The 23,198-nt window shown below is 34.7% G+C and carries 22 protein-coding genes; 15 read left to right on the plus strand and 7 right to left on the minus strand.

Annotated features, from left to right (window positions below):
* The first annotated feature begins 9 nt into the window (after positions 1-9).
* The 3 genes from ybaK to LU301_RS06380 are packed head-to-tail and all read left to right on the plus strand — an operon-like array spanning position 10 to position 2,358.
* Positions 10-480, plus strand: a complete 471-nt coding sequence (gene ybaK / locus LU301_RS06370; RefSeq protein ID WP_305268764.1) for a Cys-tRNA(Pro) deacylase — start codon at positions 10-12, stop codon at positions 478-480.
* Positions 481-515: 35 nt separating this feature from the next.
* Positions 516-1,109: a Maf family protein gene (locus tag LU301_RS06375; RefSeq protein WP_305268767.1), complete on the plus strand. Its 594-nt coding sequence runs from the start codon at positions 516-518 to the stop codon at positions 1,107-1,109.
* Positions 1,110-1,167: 58 nt separating this feature from the next.
* Positions 1,168-2,358, plus strand: coding sequence for a ribosomal protein uL16 3-hydroxylase (locus LU301_RS06380; RefSeq protein ID WP_305268770.1), 1,191 nt, complete (start codon positions 1,168-1,170; stop codon positions 2,356-2,358).
* Between the two features lie 199 nt (positions 2,359-2,557).
* Here the strand turns inward: LU301_RS06380 and LU301_RS06385 are convergent, their stop codons facing one another.
* Together LU301_RS06385 and LU301_RS06390 are read right to left on the minus strand one after the other, a co-directional pair.
* The gene (locus tag LU301_RS06385) at positions 2,558-4,981 is read right to left on the minus strand and encodes an ABC transporter permease (protein WP_305268773.1); all 2,424 of its coding nucleotides are present in this window, start codon (positions 4,979-4,981) and stop codon (positions 2,558-2,560) included.
* Between the two features lie 57 nt (positions 4,982-5,038).
* Positions 5,039-5,743, minus strand: coding sequence for an ABC transporter ATP-binding protein (locus LU301_RS06390; RefSeq protein WP_305268775.1), 705 nt, complete (start codon positions 5,741-5,743; stop codon positions 5,039-5,041).
* A 57-nt stretch (positions 5,744-5,800) separates the two neighbouring features.
* Between LU301_RS06390 and LU301_RS06395 the strand changes: the two genes are divergently transcribed.
* The 12 genes from LU301_RS06395 (at position 5,801) to LU301_RS06450 (ending at position 19,842) form a co-directional block, all read left to right on the plus strand.
* The gene (locus LU301_RS06395; protein WP_305273984.1) at positions 5,801-6,415 is read left to right on the plus strand and encodes an arylesterase; all 615 of its coding nucleotides are present in this window, start codon (positions 5,801-5,803) and stop codon (positions 6,413-6,415) included.
* 524 nt (positions 6,416-6,939) lie between these two features.
* Positions 6,940-8,697 carry an L-lactate permease gene (locus tag LU301_RS06400; RefSeq protein ID WP_305268777.1) on the plus strand — a complete coding sequence of 586 codons (1,758 nt, stop codon included), beginning with the start codon at positions 6,940-6,942 and terminating at the stop codon, positions 8,695-8,697.
* Positions 8,698-8,716: 19 nt separating this feature from the next.
* On the plus strand, positions 8,717-9,496 hold the full coding sequence (locus LU301_RS06405; protein WP_305268778.1) for an FCD domain-containing protein: 780 nt from the start codon (positions 8,717-8,719) through the stop codon (positions 9,494-9,496).
* A gap of 58 nt (positions 9,497-9,554) precedes the next feature.
* Positions 9,555-9,809, plus strand: a complete 255-nt coding sequence (locus tag LU301_RS06410) for a type II toxin-antitoxin system Phd/YefM family antitoxin (RefSeq protein ID WP_305268780.1) — start codon at positions 9,555-9,557, stop codon at positions 9,807-9,809.
* Positions 9,806-10,060: a Txe/YoeB family addiction module toxin gene (locus tag LU301_RS06415; RefSeq protein WP_305268783.1), complete on the plus strand. Its 255-nt coding sequence runs from the start codon at positions 9,806-9,808 to the stop codon at positions 10,058-10,060. The genes LU301_RS06410 and LU301_RS06415 overlap by 4 nt, the downstream gene beginning before the upstream one ends.
* A 37-nt stretch (positions 10,061-10,097) precedes the next feature.
* On the plus strand, positions 10,098-11,252 hold the full coding sequence (gene lldD, locus LU301_RS06420; protein ID WP_305268785.1) for an FMN-dependent L-lactate dehydrogenase LldD: 1,155 nt from the start codon (positions 10,098-10,100) through the stop codon (positions 11,250-11,252).
* 243 nt (positions 11,253-11,495) lie between these two features.
* Positions 11,496-13,940, plus strand: coding sequence for an ESPR-type extended signal peptide-containing protein (locus LU301_RS06425; protein ID WP_305268788.1), 2,445 nt, complete (start codon positions 11,496-11,498; stop codon positions 13,938-13,940).
* A gap of 91 nt (positions 13,941-14,031) precedes the next feature.
* On the plus strand, positions 14,032-15,042 hold the full coding sequence (locus LU301_RS06430; RefSeq protein WP_305273986.1) for an autotransporter outer membrane beta-barrel domain-containing protein: 1,011 nt from the start codon (positions 14,032-14,034) through the stop codon (positions 15,040-15,042).
* Between the two features lie 193 nt (positions 15,043-15,235).
* Entirely contained in the window at positions 15,236-16,036 is an 801-nt protein-coding gene (locus LU301_RS06435; protein ID WP_305268790.1) for a formate/nitrite transporter family protein, read from the plus strand.
* 52 nt (positions 16,037-16,088) lie between these two features.
* Entirely contained in the window at positions 16,089-17,018 is a 930-nt protein-coding gene (yihG, locus tag LU301_RS06440) for a 1-acylglycerol-3-phosphate O-acyltransferase, YihG family (protein ID WP_305268793.1), read from the plus strand.
* A gap of 11 nt (positions 17,019-17,029) precedes the next feature.
* The gene (locus LU301_RS06445) at positions 17,030-18,046 is read left to right on the plus strand and encodes a preprotein translocase subunit SecA (protein ID WP_305268796.1); all 1,017 of its coding nucleotides are present in this window, start codon (positions 17,030-17,032) and stop codon (positions 18,044-18,046) included.
* 104 nt (positions 18,047-18,150) lie between these two features.
* Positions 18,151-19,842, plus strand: a complete 1,692-nt coding sequence (locus tag LU301_RS06450) for a vWA domain-containing protein (protein ID WP_370692183.1) — start codon at positions 18,151-18,153, stop codon at positions 19,840-19,842.
* A gap of 136 nt (positions 19,843-19,978) precedes the next feature.
* Here the strand turns inward: LU301_RS06450 and LU301_RS06455 are convergent, their stop codons facing one another.
* The 5 genes from LU301_RS06455 to msrB all read right to left on the minus strand — a co-directional run bounded on the left by LU301_RS06455 (position 19,979) and on the right by msrB (position 23,153).
* On the minus strand, positions 19,979-20,452 hold the full coding sequence (locus LU301_RS06455) for a hypothetical protein (protein ID WP_305268799.1): 474 nt from the start codon (positions 20,450-20,452) through the stop codon (positions 19,979-19,981).
* Positions 20,449-21,150, minus strand: coding sequence for a DUF3226 domain-containing protein (locus LU301_RS06460; protein WP_305268802.1), 702 nt, complete (start codon positions 21,148-21,150; stop codon positions 20,449-20,451). The genes LU301_RS06455 and LU301_RS06460 overlap by 4 nt, the downstream gene beginning before the upstream one ends.
* Complete coding sequence (locus LU301_RS06465; protein WP_305268805.1) at positions 21,147-22,202, minus strand: AAA family ATPase; 1,056 nt, start codon at positions 22,200-22,202, stop codon at positions 21,147-21,149. The genes LU301_RS06460 and LU301_RS06465 overlap by 4 nt, the downstream gene beginning before the upstream one ends.
* Before the next feature lie 69 nt (positions 22,203-22,271).
* On the minus strand, positions 22,272-22,748 hold the full coding sequence (locus tag LU301_RS06470; protein WP_305268808.1) for a glutathione peroxidase: 477 nt from the start codon (positions 22,746-22,748) through the stop codon (positions 22,272-22,274).
* Positions 22,749-23,153: a peptide-methionine (R)-S-oxide reductase MsrB gene (gene msrB / locus LU301_RS06475; protein WP_305273990.1), complete on the minus strand. Its 405-nt coding sequence runs from the start codon at positions 23,151-23,153 to the stop codon at positions 22,749-22,751.
* Positions 23,154-23,198: the final 45 nt, after the last annotated feature.

The raw sequence follows: 23,198 nt of genomic DNA on the forward strand, positions 1-23,198 counted from the left end.
TAATATACGATGACCCCTGCCTGTTTACTCTTAAAAAAGTCAAAAATTGATTTTAGCATTCATGAATATGACCATGATCCCAATAATCAAAATTTTGGGCAAGAAGCAGTAGAAAAATTAGGCTTATCGGCTGATGAAGTATTTAAAACACTATTAGTTACTGATGGCAAAAATTATTTTGTGGCAGTGTTACCTGTTAATTATCAATTAAATCTAGGTAAAATGGCAAAAGCAGTTGGTGTCAAAAAAGTACAAATGGCGGATATTGCCGATGCCCAACGCATTACAGGCTATTTAGTCGGTGGCATTAGTCCTTTAGCACAGAAAAAACGCTTAAAAACCATTATTGCTAAACAAGCTCAAAACTTAGCTAAAATGTATATCAGTGGTGGTAAACGTGGTTTAGATATTGGTATTCAACCAAATGATTTAATCAGTATTTTAAATGCACAATTTGCCGATGTGATTGATAATTCATAACTTTATCATCACAGCAATACACATAAGAGTAAATCATGACCCAAAAAACATTGATACTGGCATCTTCAAGTAGCACTCGTAAACAATTACTTGACCGTTTGTATTTAGATTATCAAACCATCAGCCCAGATATAGATGAACAACCCAAAGCTCATGAAACCGCTGATGAATTAGCCTATCGTTTAGCCTATGAAAAAGCTTATGTAATTGCTCAACAGTATCCGCAGGCAATTGTCATTGGTTCAGACCAAGTCGCTTGGCGTGAATCACAACCTTATGATTTTTTAGGAAAGCCTTTAACTGTAGAAAATGCAATACAACAATTAAAACAAAGTAGCAGTAAAACGGTCTATTTTTCTACTGGATTAAGTGTACAATGTATAGCGATGAATTTTAATCATACCCTTGTAGAACATTATCAAGTTAAATTTCGCCAATTAAATCTTGAGGAAATTCAACGCTATATTGCTATGGATAATCCGCTACATTGTGCAGGGAGCTTTAAATGTGAAAGTTTAGGTATCAGTTTATTTGAACATTTACAAGGTCATGATTTTACCAGTTTAATGGGTTTACCTTTAATTCAATTATGCAAAATTTTACGAGAAATGGGTTATCATTTGCCATAAAATCCGTTTTATTGAGCCTAATTTTGTTATAATAAAAAAAATCTTTTGAGAGATGATGATGAATACACTTCCTTTAGACGTTTTAGGTCAAATTACCGCAGAACAATTTTTAAACGAATACTGGCAAAAAAAACCACTTTTGGTGCGTAACGCTTTGCCTGAAGTCATCGGCTTGCTTGAGCCTGATGATATTTTACAACTAGCACTAGAAGATAATGTACCTGCTCGTTTGATTGAACAGCACGGTGAACAACATGACCAATGGCAACTTAAATGTTCGCCTTTAAGCAAAAAAGACTTTAAAAAACTTCCGCCATATTGGACGTTATTGGTGCAAGCCCTTGACCATCATAGTTTTGATATTGCTGAATTGTGGCAGAAATTTTTCTTTTTACCACAATGGCGACGTGATGACATTATGATTTCTTATGCCCCGCAAGGTGGTTCAGTAGGACAACATTTTGATTATTATGATGTTTTCTTAGTACAAGCCTATGGACAACGCCGTTGGCAACTCGGTCAAATGTGTGATGCTCAAAGTGAATTTGTACCTAATCAACCCTTAAAATTATTACCAGAAATGCAAGTTTGGTTTGATGAAGTGTTAAATGAAGGCGATTTATTGTATGTTCCACCGGGTTTATCGCACTATGGTGTGGCCGAAAATGAATGTCTTACCCTATCATTCGGTTTCCGTATGCCCAATATCGCCAATATGATGGATAGAGCCAGCGACCAATTCGCTGACCAAGCCATCATGAAAAACCCTGTGGTAGATATTGCTCGACAAAATGTGCAAGCCATTGGTGAAATTACCACACATGAACTTGATGATTTAAAAGCTAAATTATTGCAACAATTACAACAAGGTGATGAGTTTAATCGGGCTATTATGGCACTTATGAGTGAACCAAAATATGCCGATAATTTACCTGAACCAGATGAAATTGAATTAGACGAATTACAAGACTATTGGCAACAAGGCTATTTATTACAAATTGAACCTGCAAGTCGTTTATTGTACCGTCAGTTAAATAATGGCGAGTTAGAATTTTGGGCAAATGGCGAATTGTTATGTTTAAGTCCATCATCTCATCATTTATTTAAAATGTTGGCTGATGGTGAAACATTACAGTGCGTCATACATGGACAAATTGATGATGATACTGCCCAAGATATTGTCGATATGATTAATCAAGCGGTATTAATTGTTAGCGACCCAAATGATGATGATTTTGAAGACGAATAAATTATCATCGTTCTAATTCAAAAATGGTGCATATCACAATACACCATTTTTATATAGCCAAATAACTTAAAAATTGGTACAAAATTCACCATAGTATCGTAGGGGCGAATTATATTCACCCAATAAACACAAGGTCTGCACAGGGCAAATGTGATTTGCCCCTACAAAACTGTATTAATTTTTAGGTTGAGTGAGTATATTATGATAAATTTCTCAAACTTAACAGCGGAGCAATTTGCCATAATTTACGTAAACGATAACGCCCAATTAAACCACAAAGCAACATCATAACGATTGGTAAAATCAACCAATATTGCCAATGTAATTGCCAACTATGTTCCATTCTCATCGCCACAATAAATGATACAATTTCCGCAAAAATAATCGACATTAAACCTGCACCTAAACCGATACTCGCCATTTCAATGGTTAAATAACGCTTTAATTGAGCTTGAGACATACCAATTGCACGCAATAATGCTACTTCATGACGGCGTTCGTCCATCAACAGATTTAAACAAGCCAATAACACCAAAATCCCTGCACTCAACACCAAAAATGCAAGTAAACTCACCAATTGCGAAAGTAGTGTAACAATGCGTTTGACTTGCTCAAAAATACCTTGTATATCTACAAATACAGTGGTTGGGAATTGTTGGATAATATCAGACATTTCCGATTCATCAGCTTTAGGTAAATGGAAACTTCCTAAATAACTTCCTGCATTTTCATCAAAGGTTTGTGGCGAAAAAATAAAGAAAAAGTTAGGACTAAAACTTTCCCATTCCACGCTACGCAAACTGATAACTTGAGCAGTAATATCACCTTCAGGTAAGCTAAAAGTTAATTCATCGCCAATTTTAATATTTAATTCTTGAGCAATATTTTGCTCAACCGAAACTTGATTGGCAGATTTAAATACTTGTTCTCCCAAAACAATTTGATTATCTTTTGGGAATTGTTCAGTTTGCGTCAAATTTAACTCACGGCGTAATGCCCCATGATTTTTAAGTAAATCATCGCTAAAGGCTTGCCCATTTTTGGCGATTAAACGTCCACGAATATTTGGATACAATGGTGTTCGATACCAATTTTTGTCAGCTAACACTTGCTCTAAAGCATCTTTATCAAATGGAGGTAAGCCATACACAAATTGATTTGGCGTATCAGCAGGAAATTGTTGTTGCCAGCGGTCAATCAAATCATTTTTCAGTAAAAATAATACTGACATTAAACTCAAACCTAAAGCTAATGCTGTCATTTGCAAGCTGATTTTTGCAGGCTCACGCAACCATTGTTCCAAATGTGGTAATTTTTTTAATGCTTTTAAAATCAACCACATTAAGCTAAATAACACTAAACATAATACACTTAATGCTCCCATAACCGATAAAGTCAAATTGACATTTTGCGTTAGATAAAAGGTAAATAAGGTCAAACTCATGAGACCTGTTAGCATAATGCCCCATAATGCCATACCCTTAAATTGTCCTTGTCGCAACACTTGCATAGGTGGCACTTTGGATAAATGTATAATACTTGGTAAAACAAAACCACATAACACCATCAAACAGGTAAAAAACGCATTCGGCAAAATGGTCATCATCATTTGGCTAAATGAAAATTCTAAATTGAGATATGGAAATAAATTAAGTACCACGTGTAATAGCACATAACCAAAAGCAATCCCTAACAATGTCCCTATTACTGTTGCAATGACACCAACCACAACCAATAATAATGAAAATGTTGCCATAATTTGTCCACGAGAAGCACCTAAGCAACGAATCATAGCAATATGCTCTTGTTGCTGACGAATATAACGCTGACAAGTTAAAGCAATCGCAATACCACATAACAATAAAGTTAATAAATTGGCTAATTGCATATACAATTCAAGATTTTTAATCGGTTTCATTAAACGAGTATTGCTATCATTGGCTAAACGTAACCGCATAGGTGATTGCAAATTATTCTTATATTGTTGTTCAAATTGTTGGATTGCCGTTGGTGTTCCTGCCATCAATAAACGATAATCGATACGACTACCAACTTGAATGGCATTGGTTTTAGCAATATCATCACGATGGATAATCACACTTGGCGAAAAACCAGATAAACCTATTTCCTGATTAGCATCATGGATAATTTCCCCTGTAATCTTAAATTCGCCATCAGCAATAAAAATATGTTCGCCTAATTTGACTTTTAATATATCGAATAGACGTGGACTTAGCCAAATCTCACCTTGTTGAATTGACTGTTCTGGCTGAATATCCAACTTACCACGCAACGGAAATACACGATCAATCGCTTTCACATTGACCATGGTAAATTGGTCATTTGCTCGTGCCATCGAACTAAATAAAGTAACTTCGCTAGTGGTTAAGTGTAACTCATGAGCTTTGGTTTTCCATGTCGGCTCTAAAGGATTGGTTGAACTCAGTACCATATCACTAGCAATTAATTCGCCTGCTTGTTGATTAATTGCCGTTTGTAATTGTTGATTACTAAATTTTAAAGCAGTCGTAGCACTAATCGCTAACACTAAAGCAATGATAAATAAGACAATACCGCCACTATGTAAACTCTGGCGAAATAAACTCGAAAATAAACGCAACATAATTCAATCTAAATTTAAGTAAATATTATAAAAATACCATCAAGTATTAAACCAACATTAATCTCGTTCTAACTCTAATAATTCACCATTTTCTAAATGAATTTGGCGTTGGCATTGAGCGGCTAATTTTGCATCGTGTGTTACCAAAACCAAAGTTGTACCTAAATCACGATTAATTTCAAACAATAATTGTTCAATATCTTTCGCTGTTTCGCCATCTAAATTTCCTGTTGGCTCATCAGCAAATATCACTTGTGGTTGGGTAACTAATGCACGAGCAATCGCTACACGTTGTTGCTCTCCACCTGATAAGACTTTAGGTGTTTGCATGATTTGTCGATATAAACCAACTCGCTCTAACATTGCTTGAGCTTTTTGTTTAGCACTTGCATAACTATAATCTTGACGTAAACGCATCGGTAATAATACATTATCCAATGCCGTTAAATGTGGCAATAATTGGAATGATTGAAATACAAAACCGATATGTTGCAAACGTACTTTTGCACGTTGTTCTTCATTTAATTCATGTACTGCTTGTCCACATAAAAATACCTGCCCTGCACTTGGACGGTCTAATGCGGCCAATATTCCCAATAAAGTCGATTTTCCTGAACCTGAACGCCCTGTAATCGCAACTTGTTCTTTTGCTCGTATTTTTAAGTTAATAGATTTTAAAACTTGTATCTGTTGGTCATGAATTTGTATCGTTTGTGAGAGATTTTGCGTTTCAATAACGATATTTTCTGCATTTTGTGGCATGATAATACAATCCAAAAATTTAAGTTGAGAAATACACAGATGAACTATCATACCCTAATTCAACGTAGTCTTGTTATAACTTTTGTTAGTAGCGTGTTAAGTCTCAATATCGCTCATGCAAAAACGGTAATGATTGTTGGCGATAGCATTAGTGCTGGCTATGGTTTACCAGCTCAATCGGGCTGGGTCGATTTATTGCAAAAACGTATCGAACAAAAATATCCCAAGCAACATAAAATTATTAATGCCAGTGTTAGTGGCGAAACGACGAGTGGTGGATTAGCACGTTTACCGAAATTATTACAAACCCATAAGCCTGATGTCGTTATCATTGAACTTGGTGGCAATGATGGTTTGCGTGGACAACCACCACAAATTATTCAAAACAATTTAAATAAAATGGTACAATTAAGCAAAAATAGTAAAGCCCAAGTGTTATTATTTGGTATGAAAATTCCACCAAATTACGGCACAGCTTATAGTCAAGCATTTGAAAATAATTATAAAGTGGTAGCAAAACAACATAATATTAAACTCATGCCATTCTTTTTAAATGGTGTGGCTGGTCATAATAAACTGATGCAAGCGGATTTAATTCACCCAAATGCTCAAGCTCAACCCATTTTATTAAATAATGCTTGGACATATATTGAGCCAACATTAAAAAAATAGGTTTAAAATCAATCTAAATCAAATGAATTCCCCTTGATTAATGGTTCATAAATTGGGTCAAGGGTCTTCATTTTGATATTATTTTAAATGCTAGCTTTTGATACGAGCAAATTGTAATTTTCTCCTACACAGAATCAATAAGTTAAAATTACGTAAAAATAAATCAAATTAAATGTAATTTACCAAAACACTCTCTAATCTATTCATAACTAATTATTTGAATAAAACCGCAAATTAAAATTGCTCAAATGGTATAATTTCGTTATAATTGGTATGACCAATTATACTTTAATCTTAATTTTATTGACATATTTGCTTATTTTTAGCTATATTCCATTATGTTTTGCAAAATTGGTCTGAACAATAACACCATTAATAGAATACAATATTTTATATAAAGGTGAAATTGCCACATCTGAGCAAATTGAGGCACAGGATTAAGCTATAGAATTTACGCTAATAACTATAGTTTAACCTGAAGATGAATAATTGATACCTATAAGGTTTTTAAAAAGGATTGAGTTATGTACACATTTTTAGCTCTACTTCCTATCTTAACAGTATTATTACTGTTAGTGATTATGCGTTTACCTGCAAAAGTTGCAATGCCAATTACTTATGTAATTACTGCAGGTTTAGCATTATTTGTTTGGCAAGCTGATATTAACCAAATTTTAGCAGCAAGTGCCAAAGGTGCTATTACAGCGATAAGCGTATTATTTATTGTTTTTTCAGCAATTTTATTATTAAATACCATTAAAGAAAGTGGTGCAATTTTAGCCTTACGTAAAGGTTTTATGGACATCTCCCCAGACCGCCGTATACAAGCAATTATTGTAGCTTGGCTATTTGGCTGTTTGATTGAAGGTGCTTCTGGTTGGGGTACACCTGCAATGGTTGGCGTACCGTTATTGCTCGCTCTAGGTTTCCCTGCAATGGCAGCAGTAATGTGCTTATTGATTATCCAATCTACACCTGTATCGTATGGTGCAGTGGGTACACCAATTTTAATTGGGGTAAATACAGGGATTGGTAGTAAAGAAGACGTTATTGCGGCAATCACGCCTCAATATGGCACAATGGAAAACTATTTATTGCAAGTTACTGCCGATGTAGGTTTATTCCATACAATGGTTGGTTTCTTGATACCATTAATTTTATGTGGATTCTTAACTCGTTTCTTTGGTGAGAAGCGTTCATTTAAACAAGGTCTAGAAGTTTGGCCATTCGCAATTTTTGCAGGTTTAGCATTTACCATTCCATATTTATTGGTTGCTCAATTCTGGGGACCTGAATTCCCATCAATGGTGGGTGGTATTGTAGGTTTAGCCATTGTAGTACCTGCTGCAAAAATGGGTTTCTTGATGCCTAAAGAAACTTTTGATTTCCCTCCAAAATCTGATTGGTTAAGTGATTGGATGGGAACAGTATCACAAGACGATGTTAAAGATAATGAAAAACCACGTTTCTCAATGATTCATGCTCTTTCTCCATATATCATTGTTGTGATTTTATTGGTAATTACTCGTACCATTCCTGAAGTGAAAAAATTCTTAACCAGTAATTTTACCATCAAATTTACAGAAATGTTTGGTACAAAAATTAGCCATAGTGAAAGTTTATTATATACACCAGGTACGATTTTATTATTAACATCTATTATCTGTATCGTTTTGTTCAAAATGAAAGGCAATGATGTAAAACGTAGTTGGTCATCAGCATTTAAAGTTATGATTGCTGCTGCACCTGCATTGTTATTCTCAGTACCAATGGTGCAAGTATTCATTAACTCGGGTTCTGCACCAGATGTGGCTGAACCATTAAAAGCAATGCCATTATATCTTGCAAACTCTGCAGCCGATTTATTTGGACAAGCATGGCCAATCTTTGCTCCGACTATTGGTTCCTTAGGTGCATTTATCGCAGGCTCTAACACCGTATCGAACATGATGTTCGCTTACTTCCAATGGAGTACAGCTGGTCAAATTGGTTTAGATATGGCAATGGCATCTAAAGTTGTGGCGTTACAAGCGATTGGTGGTGCAGCAGGTAATATGATTGCGGTACATAATGTGGTTGCAGCGTCTGCGGTGGTTGGTTTGATTGGTAAAGAAGGTTCAATTATCCGTATTACCTTGATTAGTTTAAGTTATTATATTATTCAAGGTGGTTTATTGGGTATGGCCGTGATTTATGGCGGTGCGATTTGGTGGGCATTAGCAGTTGCATGGCCAATTAGCTTTATCGCTATCATGTGCTTGACCAGTAAAAAAGCCAAATAATCTAATCAGGTAAATAAGAATGAGAGTCTCTGAAAAAGTTGCACAGCAGTTACAACGTATGATATGTCAGACCAATTTAAAGATTGGCGACCGCTTACCATCAGAACGTCAATTATGTGAACAATTTCAAGTCTCTCGTTCTTCTTTACGAGAAGCTATTCAACAACTTAATGCACAAGGTATTTTAGAAAGTCGTATTGGTGATGGTACTTATATTCAACAGTTACCCAAACAAAATTCTAGTACTGCAACAGAAAATTCATTATTATTACAACCGATTATTCCTGTAGAGTTATTTTCCGATTTAATCCATCAAGATGCCTCTTATCGCTTTGATGTACAAGAAGCTCGTTTAATTTTAGAAAGCGGTACAGCTTATTATGCAGCCGAACGTGCTACTGAACAAGATAAAGCGAAAATTCGTTATTATTATGAGCAAATTTCACATTATCAAGCACTTGGCGATAATGAACAAGCTGCCATTCAAGATGCAAATTTCCATTTAGCTATCGCTGAGGCATCACATAATTTAGTATTAATTCAAATGATGAAAGAACTATTTGATTTATTACAATTTAATATTTTACTTGGTCGTAGAAAAGTTTATACTGAACCCACTCGTTTTGACCAATTACATCAACAACACTTTGATGTAATGACGGCTATCGAGCAAAAAAATGCCATTGAGGCTCGTAACAATGTCTGTCATCACATTGAATTTGTCATTCAACAAGTCCGCTCGATTGATGAGGCGGAAGCACGCCGTAAACGTGCTTATCGTTTATGGCAAGAGATTTGATTTTCAACACTAAAGCAACTATAATTGTACAAATTATTGTACAAAAAAGGAGAGTAAAATGGACGTAATGTCATATTCCCATTTCCGTAAAGAATTGGCATCGACTTTGGAACGTGTGGTTGCTGACCGTAGTCCCATTTTGATAACTCGTCAAAATGCTGAACCAACGGTAATTATGAGTTTAAAAGATTTTCAAGCATACGAAGAAACAGCGTATTTAATGGCAAGTCCGAAAAATGCTGAACGTTTGCGAGAAGCCTTAGCCCAAGCCAAAGCAGGTCAAGTACAAGCACATGAGTTAATTGAATCATGATGCTGACGTGGACAAGCCATGCATGGCAAGATTATTTGTATTGGCAACAATATGATAAGCAAAATCTCAAGCGTATCAATAGCTTAATACAAGTGATTTTACGTACGCCATTTGAAGGTATAGGCAAACCAGAGCCATTAAAACATGATTTTTCAGGAGCGTGGTCTCGGCGAATTGACCAAGAACATCGCTTAGTTTATGTAGTGAATGATGAACAAGTGATTATTTTACAATGCCGTTATCACTATTGATTAAGATTTGTATTCGATATTAAAATGAGTTGATATTATGATTATTTCATCTGCAAATGACTACCGAGAAGCGGCACGTCGCCGTTTACCACCATTTTTATTTCATTATATCGATGGTGGTGCGTATGCTGAACGCACTTTAGAACGCAATGTAAAAGATTTATCCGAAGTGGCTTTGCGTCAGCGTGTACTCAACGATATGTCTGAGTTAAGTCTAGAAACGACTTTATGGAATGAAAAACTATCGTTGCCACTTGCCCTATCTCCAGTTGGTTTGACAGGAATGTATGCACGCCGTGGTGAAGTACAAGCTGCCGTTGCTGCCGATAAAAAAGGGTTACCATTTACTCTATCAACCGTTTCCGTTTGCCCGATTGAAGAAGTTGTCCCAGCGATTAAACGTCCAATGTGGTTTCAGTTATATGTACTGAAAGACCGTGGTTTTATGAAAAATGTATTAGAACGTGCTAGAGATGCTGGTTGTTCTACCCTCGTCTTCACTGTTGATATGCCTGTTCCCGGTGCAAGATACCGTGATGCTCACTCAGGTATGAGTGGACCTAATGCAGCAATGCGACGTTATATTCAATCATGTTTCCGTCCACATTGGGCATTTAATGTAGGTTTATTTGGTCGCCCACATGATTTAGGTAATATCTCAAAATATTTTGGTAAAGCCATTGGCTTAGAAGATTATATGGGCTATTTGGGTGCAAACTTTGACCCATCAATTTCATGGAAAGATTTAGAGTGGATTCGTGAATTTTGGCAAGGCCCAATGATTATTAAGGGTATTTTAGACCCTGAAGATGCCAAAGATGCAGTTAAATTCGGTGCTGATGGTATTGTGGTATCCAATCACGGTGGTCGTCAGCTTGATGGCGTGCTTTCAACTGCTCGTGCTTTACCTGCGATTGCCGATGCAACCAAGAGTGATAAATTTAAAATCTTAGTTGATTCTGGTATTCGTAATGGCTTAGATGTCGTACGTATGCTCGCTTTAGGTGCAGATACTTGTATGATTGGACGTGCATTTGTCTATGCTCTTGCTGCTCAAGGTGGTGCAGGTGTTTCTAACCTACTCGATTTAATGGAAAAAGAAATGCGTGTTGCCATGACTTTAACTGGTGCAAAAACTATTCAAGACATCAACCGTGATTGTTTGGTGCAGATGGATAAATTAGGCGTTTAATTGATTGAGCAAAAATAGCCGAATATGCGAGTATTCGGCTTTTTTCTGTATAAAATATAGTTATTATCTTTGACTTTTTATCGAAAATTACATAAAATTACAATAAAAATATTGAATGAAATCAATGTTTTGTTTTGTTTTGTTTTGTTTTGTTTTGTTTTGTTTATTATAAGATTTACTATTCCCATGTCAAGGATTTTTTGATATAAATAATAGATTTTTCCGTTTCTATTGTGAGTTATTATGAATAAGCATTTTTATCGTGTGATTTTTAATAAAGCGTTGGGTCTGTGGCAATGCGTTTCAGAATTGGCAAAAACTGCAGGTAAAAGTAAATCGTTAAAAGCTGTAGTGGTTGCGACTACTTTGGCGATGAGTGCTAATGTAATGGCATATGATGTTACTTATAATGATGGTAAAACACATAGTGCTGGTGAATTTACCTATGTACAAGGTTTTATGCACATTACTGAGCCTAATACTAAAATTAGTGCAGAAAAACAAGTTATTTTTGGTTCAACGCCAGAAAGTACAGGCATACCCAATAATAATGTACTGATTAGTAATCAAGCCGAAGCAATAAGTCAAGATATTATTATTGGTGCTAAAAATCCATCAAAAGTACAACTTGATAATGCAAAAATAACAGCATATAACACTTTCGTTATTGGTGGAAATGCTCAAGCAGAATTGACCGCAAGTAATGCCTCAAATATCACAGTAAATAACATGACTGTTTTAAGCGATCAGGCAAATGGTAAAAGTACTTTTACCTTAACAGATAAAGATACTACACTTTCAACACAAACATTACATGTGGGTGTGAGTGATGTAGCAAATATGACTATCAAAAATAAAGCCCATGTCCGTACTGATAATGTAACGATTTCTGCATTACAAGAGGGTACAGGAAGTTCTATGACTATGGATAATGGTTCAATGCAAGTGAATGATACTATACGAGTGGGCATGAATGGTACAGGAACACTTGATATTCTCAATGGCGGACTTATTCAAGGGAATAAAATGTCTATAGGCGATAAAGAAAACGCTGTAGGTATCATTAATATTTCTAAGACCAATCATGATAACGAATCTAGATCATCTTTAATTCTTAGTGAAGTTTTGCGTATTGGTAATTCAGGTACTGGACACATTAATTTATCTAATGGCGAAATTAGTTCCCCTGAAATTATTATTGGTTGGGATACAAATTCTAAAGGTTCTCTAACTATAACCGATAATGATAGAGCTAATCAAACTGTATCTCTTAGCACAAATGACCTTATTATTGGTTATCAAGGGCAAGGAGAAATGTCTATTCAAAACTTATCTTATAATGATTATGTTGGTACACTTGGTAATGCAAAAAGAGTTACTCTTGGAGACAAAGTAGGCTCTCATGGTACTTTAACTATTAAAGAAGCAGGACTATTCATACAACCAAGAGAACAAAATACAAGTTATCTTACTATTGGTAATGAGGGTACAGGCGTATTAAACTTATTAGAACAGGGAGATATTGATGTAACCCAAATTAGACGTGAGAAAACAGGACAAGCGATTGTTAATATCAATGGTGGACAAATTACTGTTCGTCAAGATCAAAATAACTTATTTGAAAATTTTGATGAAACGACACCTATTAATATTGGAGAAAATGGGGTTATATTCCACACAGGAGAAGTGACTGACAACTATGTAATTGTAAACAATAATACTGTAACCATTAATAAAAATGCTATATTAACAGGAAATACAGGGTCTCTTAATTTTGATAAAACTTTTATCGATGGTAGTTTTATCAAACAGGGAGTTGGTACTTTAATTCTTGACGAAAATAATAAAAAATTTACTGGCGATTTAAGTATTTTTCATGGGCTACTTAAAATCAATGGTAATTACACTATGAATGGTGAAAATTTAACTATTGGTATCATCGACCAAAATGATAATCAAAGCATTAATACTACCGATGAATACGGTAAACTTGAAGTTACAGGTACGGCTGATATTTCTAGTGGTCATTTACAAGTTTTAGCTGATGATATTGCTAAGATTCTAATTACCAAAGATAATCCTACCGAAGAATTTAAAGACATTGTTAAAGCAGGCACATTAAAGGGGCGCTTTAAAGGTGTAAGTGTAGTCAATGCAGAAGATGGTACTCCTATCGACACCACACTAACTGCCGATTATCGTGATGAAAAAGACGGTCGTATACATTTAAGTTTCAATCCACAAAATCCATCAACAGGAAATCCATCAACAGGAAATCCATCAACAGGAAATCCATCAACAGGAAATCCATCAACAGGAAATCCATCAACAGGAAATCCATCAACAGGAAATCCATCAACAGGAAATCCATCAACAGGAAATCCATCAACAGGAAATCCATCAACAGGAAATCCATCAACAACAAAATCCATCAACAGGAAATCCATCAACAGGAAATCCATCAACAGGAAATCCATCAACAGGAAATCCATCAACAGGAAATCCATCAACAGGAAATCCATCAACAGGAAATCCATCAACAGGAAATCCATCAACAGGAAATCCATCAACAGGAAATCCATCAACAGGAAATCCATCAACAGGAAATCCATCAACAGGAAATCCATCAACAGGAAATCCATCAACAGGAAATCCATCAACAGGAAATCCATCAACAGGAAATCCTAGTTTACCAAGTAGCCTTGCGACTTTTACCAACGCTGTCAAGAGCCAACATAATACTTTTGCCGAAAATATCGCCAAAGTATTAGATAAATCAATCGCAACATCAGGCAATTTATTAGGCGAAACCTTAAAACTTACAACATCTCGCTTAACTCAAGCAGAGTTATCACAATACGCAAATGAATTACAACCATTAATGCTTGGTACTACAGGACAACTGTTTAATCAAAATCAAGCGATTTTTGCTCAAGCAGTACAAGAGCAAACATTATCTCCTAGCCGTCATTTATGGGCAAAAGCGATTATTCGTGATGGTGAATTACAATCATCAAGCCATGTGAATGGTTATGATGACCGCCATTATGGTGCAATTATCGGTGCTGATACAGCCATTACGCCAAAACTCAATTTAGGTGTTGCTCTCGCCTATGTTGATAGTCAAGCAAAAACGCATAATATTCAGCAAAAAATGACGAGCGACCATATTCAAGGTTTAATTTATGGTAACTATCAAGCGAGTGAAAATACCTTATTGAATTTCCATGCAGGTATCGGACAAGTCGATATTCACGGCGAACGTCATATTAACGTACCACGTCTTGATGCTTTAACAACTGCTCAATCTGACTATAAAGCAAATACCACACAAGCAGGCGTAGGCGTACAACATCGTATCGGCTCAGAAAAACAATATATTGAACCATTTGCTCAATTTGATTATCGTCAAGTGAGTAGCAAGGCTTACCAAGAAACGGGCTCAAATATGTTTAACTTAAATGTTGATAAACAACACCATGAAGCCTTACGTTGGACTTTAGGTATGCGTGCCAATCAACCATTAACACCGAATTTAGCCTTGACAGGTTTTGTATCTGCAAGTTTAGAACAAGCAGATAATCCAACCGTTCAAGCAAGTTTTAACCAATTCTCAAATGAAAAATTTGCAACAACGGGACAAAAACTCGGTCAAGAAATTGGTTCTGTTGGTGTAGGTTTACGTTATTATCCAAGTAAAATGACTGAAATTTCAGCAATTTATCAAGGTGAATGGCGTAAATATTACAAACAACAAGGTGGATTATTGGAATTTAAGATGAAATTCTAACACCATCAACCCAAATACAAAAAGATTGAGCCTAACAACTCAATCTTTTTATCATAAAAACTCATATAAAGATAAGAAAATATCATTTTAATAAATATCTCTATTATTAATATTTAATGCTAAAATAATGATAATTAATTCCATCTGTTATACTTCATAACATAAACCATTATTTTTATGAGACTTTTTATCCATGACTAATCAAAATCGTGATTTTTTTCCGCATGAAATTTTACAAGATGCGATTAATAAAAGTACTGCAAAATCAAATGCTAGCTTTAAAAGCCTATCTATTTTATCATTTTTAGGTGGAGCTTACGTTGGTTTTGGTTATTTAGCATTTTTAAAAGTAGTAAGTGGTATTCCACCAGAATGGGCTGGTTTGGCAACATTATTAGGTGCGTGTGTATTCCCTATTTGCTTAATTTGTATTCTTATTGGTGGTGGTGAATTAGCCACTGGCAATATGATGTTAATGATGCTTGGTATTTTTACCAAAAAAGTCGCATGGCGTAAATTAGTCAGCAACTGGGTCGTTGTCAGTTTAGGTAATTTAGCAGGTGCAATCACTATAGCTTACTTCTTAGGACATTATGTCGGTTTAGCTGAAGGTATTGCTACAGCCAAAACCATCGCTATTGCTGAAGCCAAAGTTAATATGGGCTTTTTTAAATCATTTATTTCTGCTATTGCCTGTAACTGGTTGGTTTGTATGGGTATTTGGTTTTATTTTGGTGCAAAATATATGTCTGGGCGAATTATTGCGATGTGGTTCCCTGTCATGATTTTTGTATTGATTGGTTTACAGCATTTTGTCGCTAATATGTTTATTATTCCTGCTGGTATTTGGGCAGGCGGTAATGTAACATGGGGACAATTTTTAGCAACCATGTTTCCAGTCTTTTTAGGTAACGTGGTTGGCGGTGCATCTTTTGTCGCAGCTTCTTATTTACACGCCTATAAACATTTATTAAAAGATGATTATTCAATTTAACAATAAATTATTGTACAATATGGAAATTATTGTTGATTGAATAGGTTGCATTATGTCAAAACAGCCATCGCTTTTAAAAAAAATTACACAAGGAAGTGCTGTTAGTTCAGCCATTATCGCCAATACTTTAGTAAACGGTAGTTCAGTCGCTTTAATGGGCGTAGGTAAATTATTAAGTTCATCAAAAAAAATTGATGAAATCATGCTCAATTCAGCCAACCGTTGGATTTCAGTCAATAATTGGCTCATTGAGCATATTTTACCACAATTACAATGGGATATTTATATTGACCCACAGCTTGAGTTAAAAATGGACGGACAATACTTGATGACTTGCAATCATCAAAGTTGGGTCGATACAACTGTTAATCAATATTTTGTGCGCCATCGTATGCCTTTTACACGTTTTTTTATTAAACATGAATTAATTTATATTCCTGTGGCAGGACAAGCGTTTCAAGCATTAGGCTATCCAACTATGAAGCGTTACGATAAAAAGAAAATTGCTAAAAATCCTGAACTAAAAAATCGTGATTTAAATGAAGCAAAAAAATCATGTGAACAATTAATGGGACGTCCATTTACCTTACTCAATTATTTAGAAGGTACACGTTTTACCGAGAAAAAATATCGACAACAACAACCAACATATCAGCATTTACTTAAACCTAAAGCAGGTGGTTTAGCTTTAGCATTGAGTATTTTAGGTCAAAATATCGATGCTTTAGTTGATATGACTATTGTTTATGAACCTGAAGCTCCTGATTATGGTGAGTTTTGGTTAGGTTCTACACAAAAAATTTATGTTCATGTTAGAAAAATTGATGTGCCTGATTGGATTTTACAAGGTGATTATCAACAAGATGAAAATCATCGTCAAAAATTCCAAGCATGGGTGGATGATATTTGGCAACAAAAAGACCGGTTAATTACCCAAATCAAAACACAAAATACAGCTCAAATTGATATGGCAAATCTCTAAATGTGATAAAAATGACTAATACAACGCTCGCACCAGAACAAGAATTTCGCCGCCGTAAATGGATTTCGATTGGTTATGACAGTTTATTGATGATATTGATTTTAATCAATTTATTCTGCTTAGCTACTGATGCCATTTTAATGAGTGATTTTATGTTGTGGTTTAGTCAATTAACCTCAACAACGACACCATTAGCATGGTATAAAACACATTTACACCCAATTGTGGAATTAACCGAGCATTGGTTTACCTTACTCTGGGTTACAGAATTACTCATTCATTGGGCAGTTTCAGTCTATCGTAAAGAATATCCTCGTTGGTTTTTTTATCCATTTTACCATTGGTATGATGTATTAGCTCTCATTCCACATTTACGTTTTTTACGTTTATTCCGTGCGGGGATTATTGCTTATAAATTGCATGAGTTAGGCTATTTTCCAAAAAAATGGTATAAATGGGGCGAGTTTTATTATTTCTTAGTGTTAGAAGAATTAACCGACCGTATCGCACTCACTATGATTCGTGGTGTGGAACGTGAATTAAAACAAAATTCTTTATTAAAACAAACGATTAATGATATGTTGGATAAACATCGTCAATTATTTGCCACTACTTTAGCCGAATTATTACAGCAAAGTTTAGGCAAAGCCTTGCAACAACAACAACGACAAATGAGCTATAATGTCGGACAAATTGTCAATCAAGCTATCGAGGATACACCAGAATTACATCAAATGTTGCGTTTATTGCCTGTGATTGGAGGACGTTTAGAACAACAAATTCAAAGTATTGGACAACGTTTAGGTGAAAATATTACCAATGGTTTATTACAACCCTTCACTGAATCGTCCGATACAATGGCAAATGATACATATCAACTCATTGCTCATAAAGCAAGTCAAACACCGCTTGATAGTGAACAAATTGCTGAATTAGTACAATCTGTGATTTTTGACAGTTTAGAAATTGTTAGAAAACAAGTAAAAGTAAAACAATGGCAAGAAAGTATGCATAATCAACCAAAGTAATTATCAACATTAACTTTTTGATAACAATATTCATTTAAATCTGGCTTGATTATTTATCATGACTATCTTATCCTAGTTTAAAGTTCAATTTCTAGGATAAGATAATGAAATTTCAACATAATGCTCTAACAATGGCGATTTTAGCCAGTTCACTCGTGGTTTTAACGGCTTGCTCTAGCCCTAAAACACACAAAAATGAAGTTGCTGTAATGCCTACACCAATGGTTGAAATCTCGCCAGAACCAGAAGTGTCTTATGCTGCTGAAGCGGTTGCGCCTGCTCCTGCCGCAATGCAAGCAAAACGTGTAATGGTTCAACCACAAATGATGCGAGCGGCGAGCGTTACAAGTGCTAAGGAAGTCGCTTATGTTGAGCCAAATACTGAAAAGTATCAAAAAAATACACCTAATCCAGTACAACAAGTGAGTCAAAATCCAGTATCAACCTTTAGTATTGATGTCGATACAGGCAGTTATAGTAATATCCGCCGTTATTTAAATAATGGACGATTACCACCTGTACACGCAGTACGTTTGGAGGAAGTTTTAAACTATTTTAATTATCAATATCCACAACCGAAAGATAATAAACCGTTTGCAGTGCATATTAATACGTTTGATTCTCCTTGGAAATCACAAGCAAAACTCATTAAAGTTGCCATTCAAGCCAAAGATATTCAAAGCAAACAATTACCGCCTGCTAATTTAGTGTTTTTAGTCGATGTTTCAGGCAGTATGGATAGTGAAGATAAATTACCTTTAGTGAAAAAGACCTTGCGTATTTTAACTGAACAATTACGCCCAGAAGATAAAGTAACGATTATTACTTATGCATCAGGGGAAAAATTAGAGCTTGAACCAACATCAGGCAAGGAAAAAGATAAAATTCTTGCTGTGATTAACCGTTTGCAAGCTCAGGGAGCAACATCAGGCGAGCGTGCCATTCAAATGGCGTATCAACAAGCCGAAAAAGCCTTTGTAAAAGATGGCATTAACCGTATTTTATTGGCGACTGATGGCGATTTTAATGTCGGTATTACTGATTTTGACACTTTAAAAGGTATGGTAGCAGAAAAACGCAAAAGCGGTATTTCATTAACCACTTTAGGTTTTGGTCAAGGTAATTATAATGAACAGTTGATGGAACAATTAGCCGATGCAGGTGATGGTAATTATAGTTATATTGATAATGAAAAAGAAGCGAAAAAAGTTCTACAACGTCAATTATCATCGACTTTAGCAACTGTTGCTCAAGATGTCAAAATTCAAGTGGAATTTAATCCTAATACTGTTAAAGAATATCGCTTAATTGGTTATGAAAATCGTGCTTTAAAACAGGAAGATTTTAATAATGATAAAGTCGATGCAGGTGATATTGGTGCAGGTCATCAAGTGACAGCATTCTATGAAATTATTCCAACAGGTGTTCAAGGTTGGCTTGATGAAAGTCGCTATCAGAGTCAAAATAGTAGTAGCAATGATACAAAAAATAATGAGTACGGTTTATTTAAATTGCGTTATAAATTGCCAAATCAAAGCAATAGTCAGTTGATTGAAACGCCTATTTTAAAATCATCAAAAGCGTTTAATCAAGCTGATCAAGATACACAATTTGCAGTTGCAACCATTGCTTATGCCGAGCAATTGCGTGGTGGTCAATATAATGCCAATATGAACTGGAATGATATTTTAAAACTTGCACAAAATAATAGTGGTAATGACCCACATGGTTTACGAGCAGAGTTCGTAGAATTGGTTAAAATTGCCAAGAGTTTATCAAGTAATAAAGAGAAATAATCACTTCATTCTCAATTTAATATAAGTGATTGATTTGTAGGGGCGGAATATTTTCCGCCTGTACGCAATAAATGATTTAAATCATATCAATTCATTATAAATTTAAATTGAGAATGACGTATTTACCATAATAAAATTACACACGTTTACATTTCACTATATTTTCACTTAGCTCAGTTTGATAATGAAATTGTGTTTTAGATAATTTCATAATTAGATTGTGTTCAAATTCTTTATCTTCTGCAAATTTTTTCTCAAACTCACCCAGTTGCTCCAACTCTTGATTACTATGAAAATAATGAACCATATCAGTTCGAGCTTCTGAATAAATATTTTTGTTAATTTGCCATTGCCCTAGTGCAGTAATTTCCATTAAAGATTTTGGATTTTTTAGTCCAAAATCCACATTTTGAATAGTCGTATTTAAAATATTTTTAGTGGTATATGTGCCATCATTTCGATATTCAACTGAAATACGCTCTGTACCTTTTAAATGAGTGTCATCAAACTGGACAAAACATTGCCATTTACCAACCAACAAATTAGCATCAAAAGATTGTGCAAAAGTTGTAGTGGATAACAACAAAAGTGATAATAGTAGATATTTCATGATTCATTCTCTTGAATAAGTGGCGAATTAAAAACCTGTTCAAACCATGTTAATAATGCTTGATAAGAACCGCTATTTCTATCAATTAACTTATCAATATTTTGAGCAAATAGACTAATCGTTCCTAAATGTGGGTGTTTTTGCCATAACAACCAAGTGCCAATTTTGACTTTTAATTGTTGCGATGGTTTAAATCTTTTATCGGAAATATTCTCAATAATATCATCAACATATTCATAAAATATTTGTTCGTCTTGATGAATATTCTCTTTTATCCAATGTTCAATCGACCCGCTGTCTTTATTGTTGGGCATAATCCAAACACCGATATCTGGTCTTTGAACTTTTTCTAATTGGTAGGTTGCAATATTGGAATTTGGTGATAATAGATAATCATATTCAGCCAATTTATTGGCGATTCTTTGATGTGTTTTTGCAAACCCTTGACCATCTTTTTCAAAATCAGCATCTACAATAACACCCAATCTCTCTATGCGTTTATGTTGAATTTGCAATAATAAATCATCCAAAGCTTCATCAATAACACCGCCTTTGTTATTATGAAAACCAAAATCAATATCTGTGGGACTAAGAATATCAATATTTTTGATATTATCAATATTTATTTTGTGGTATTTACAAAATAATTCAAAGAAATTAACATCTGTTTTGCCTTCTACCAATAAAAACTTGCTCATCGCACATCAACCCCCAAATTTAATAGGCGTTGTAATTGATTTTCATCAACCACATTGGCAACAATTTGACTGGTACCGTCTTTATAATGCTCTTTGGTCATTTGAATTAACATACCGTCAATATCAGTTTTTACTTGTGAAATCTTAGAAAATGCTCGGATGCAGTCATTGCTATGGGTTGTGGCAAAAACTTGCACATTAAACCGCTCGGCAAGTTCAAATAACAAGCCCCATACTTTTTCTTGCACTTTATAATGCAAACCGTTATCAAATTCATCAATCAATAACAGTCCATCTTTGGCTTGGTGGAGATTTAAAATCAGTTGTAAAATGCGTTTCATTCCATCGCCCATACTATATAAAGGAATGGGTTTTTCACTATTTTTTAACCCAACCATAGGTATTCTATTGTCATTAAAAAGTTGATTGATAAAAGCCAGTTTTTCAATATCAGGTTCAATGATTTGTAAACTTTTAATCACTTCATTTTCATAAGGAGTTAAAATAATTTTATCCCAATACGCAGATAATTCTTGAATATCAACAAATTGAGTTGGAATATATTTTGACAAATAAATATGTTTACCTTTTTTCAATGTCCTATATTTTTCTTTGTATTCCAATTTTGATGGAATAGAGTGGCTAATTTCAAATAAACCCAAATTAAATGGATTTTTAACATCAATCGCAGTTGTTTTATGATTATAAGTCATTTCAAAAAATGATTGGTTTATTTCTCCAATCATAATATTTTCATTATTATCTTTTGGATATTTTCTCTGATAAAAAAAATCAGAAAATGGTGATAATTCTCTGTCATAGTTATTATTTTTTATATCATTATACTGCTCTGATAGGGTTTCTTCGTGATGAGACCTAGCAATATTATCCAAAACATACGGATTTCCACCACTGGCATAAATCCTTAACGCCTCCAAAACCGAACTTTTTCCCGCATTATTTTCACCAACAATCAAATTGACTCGCCCTAGAGTAGGGATTTTGACATCTTTTAAACCACGAAAATTTTGTATTTGCAAAGATTTTAGCATAATAGACCTATATTTTATGGGATTAATTTCATCATTATAACTTTATTCATATCATATTGATATATCAAATTACAACACCTTTTCTATATCTTTTACAATCTCTTCAGGCTTTGTCGTAGGTGCATAACGTTTCAACACTTCCCCATTCCGTCCCACTAAAAACTTGGTAAAATTCCATTTAATCATTTCACTACCGAGTAAACCTTTGGCATGATTTTTCAAATAGTTAAATAATGGGTGTGCTTGTTCGCCATTCACTTCAATTTTAGCAAACATCGGAAAAGTAACACCATAATTGAGTTGACAAAATTCGCCAATTTCCGCATTACTCGCTGGATCTTGTCCACCAAATTGATTACACGGAAAACCCAACACGCTAAAACCCTGTGCTTGATATTGTTGATAAATTTTTTCCAAACCCTCAAATTGTGGCGTAAATCCACATTTACTCGCAGTATTAACAATCAATAAAACTTGCCCTTGATAATCAGCTAAAGATTGCATTTCACCCGTCAAACGCTGTGCCTGAAATTGATAAATGGTCATTTAAACTTCCTCATCTGCCTGAAAAATTAATGATACTGAATTAATACAATAACGTAATCCTGTTGGCATATGTGGAGCATCATCAAACATATGACCTAAATGAGCATCACACCGTGTACACAGTGTTTCAATACGATGCATACCATGACTAAAATCATCAACTTCTGTTACACATTCATCATCAATCGGTTGATAAAAACTCGCCCAACCACAATGACTAATAAATTTATGGGTAGATGAAAATAAAGGTTGCTGACAACAACAACATACATAAATGCCTTTCTGCAAGCTATCCCAATATTGCCCTGTGTAAGGACGTTCCGTACCATGCAGACGAGTAACATAATATTGCTCATCTGATAGCTGATTTTGCCATTCAGACAAAGTTTTATTGACTTTTTCCATCATTCAAATGACTCAGTACTAATGAATTTTTCACTTTTAGCATTT

It is taken from the genome of Moraxella sp. ZY210820 (genome assembly GCF_030674635.1).
Taxonomy (GTDB): Bacteria; Pseudomonadota; Gammaproteobacteria; order Pseudomonadales; family Moraxellaceae; genus Acinetobacter.

Coding starts and splice junctions, on each gene's coding strand:
- ybaK (WP_305268764.1), top strand. CDS start 10: ATGACCCCTGCCTGTTTACTCTTAAAAAAGTCAAAAATTGATTTTAGC.
- LU301_RS06375 (WP_305268767.1), top strand. CDS start 516: ATGACCCAAAAAACATTGATACTGGCATCTTCAAGTAGCACTCGTAAA.
- LU301_RS06380 (WP_305268770.1), top strand. CDS start 1,168: ATGAATACACTTCCTTTAGACGTTTTAGGTCAAATTACCGCAGAACAA.
- LU301_RS06385 (WP_305268773.1), bottom strand. CDS start 4,981: ATGTTGCGTTTATTTTCGAGTTTATTTCGCCAGAGTTTACATAGTGGC.
- LU301_RS06390 (WP_305268775.1), bottom strand. CDS start 5,743: ATGCCACAAAATGCAGAAAATATCGTTATTGAAACGCAAAATCTCTCA.
- LU301_RS06400 (WP_305268777.1), top strand. CDS start 6,940: ATGTACACATTTTTAGCTCTACTTCCTATCTTAACAGTATTATTACTG.
- LU301_RS06405 (WP_305268778.1), top strand. CDS start 8,717: ATGAGAGTCTCTGAAAAAGTTGCACAGCAGTTACAACGTATGATATGT.
- LU301_RS06410 (WP_305268780.1), top strand. CDS start 9,555: ATGGACGTAATGTCATATTCCCATTTCCGTAAAGAATTGGCATCGACT.
- LU301_RS06415 (WP_305268783.1), top strand. CDS start 9,806: ATGATGCTGACGTGGACAAGCCATGCATGGCAAGATTATTTGTATTGG.
- lldD (WP_305268785.1), top strand. CDS start 10,098: ATGATTATTTCATCTGCAAATGACTACCGAGAAGCGGCACGTCGCCGT.
- LU301_RS06425 (WP_305268788.1), top strand. CDS start 11,496: ATGAATAAGCATTTTTATCGTGTGATTTTTAATAAAGCGTTGGGTCTG.
- LU301_RS06435 (WP_305268790.1), top strand. CDS start 15,236: ATGACTAATCAAAATCGTGATTTTTTTCCGCATGAAATTTTACAAGAT.
- yihG (WP_305268793.1), top strand. CDS start 16,089: ATGTCAAAACAGCCATCGCTTTTAAAAAAAATTACACAAGGAAGTGCT.
- LU301_RS06445 (WP_305268796.1), top strand. CDS start 17,030: ATGACTAATACAACGCTCGCACCAGAACAAGAATTTCGCCGCCGTAAA.
- LU301_RS06450 (WP_370692183.1), top strand. CDS start 18,151: ATGAAATTTCAACATAATGCTCTAACAATGGCGATTTTAGCCAGTTCA.
- LU301_RS06455 (WP_305268799.1), bottom strand. CDS start 20,452: ATGAAATATCTACTATTATCACTTTTGTTGTTATCCACTACAACTTTT.
- LU301_RS06460 (WP_305268802.1), bottom strand. CDS start 21,150: ATGAGCAAGTTTTTATTGGTAGAAGGCAAAACAGATGTTAATTTCTTT.
- LU301_RS06465 (WP_305268805.1), bottom strand. CDS start 22,202: ATGCTAAAATCTTTGCAAATACAAAATTTTCGTGGTTTAAAAGATGTC.
- LU301_RS06470 (WP_305268808.1), bottom strand. CDS start 22,748: ATGACCATTTATCAATTTCAGGCACAGCGTTTGACGGGTGAAATGCAA.
- msrB (WP_305273990.1), bottom strand. CDS start 23,153: ATGGAAAAAGTCAATAAAACTTTGTCTGAATGGCAAAATCAGCTATCA.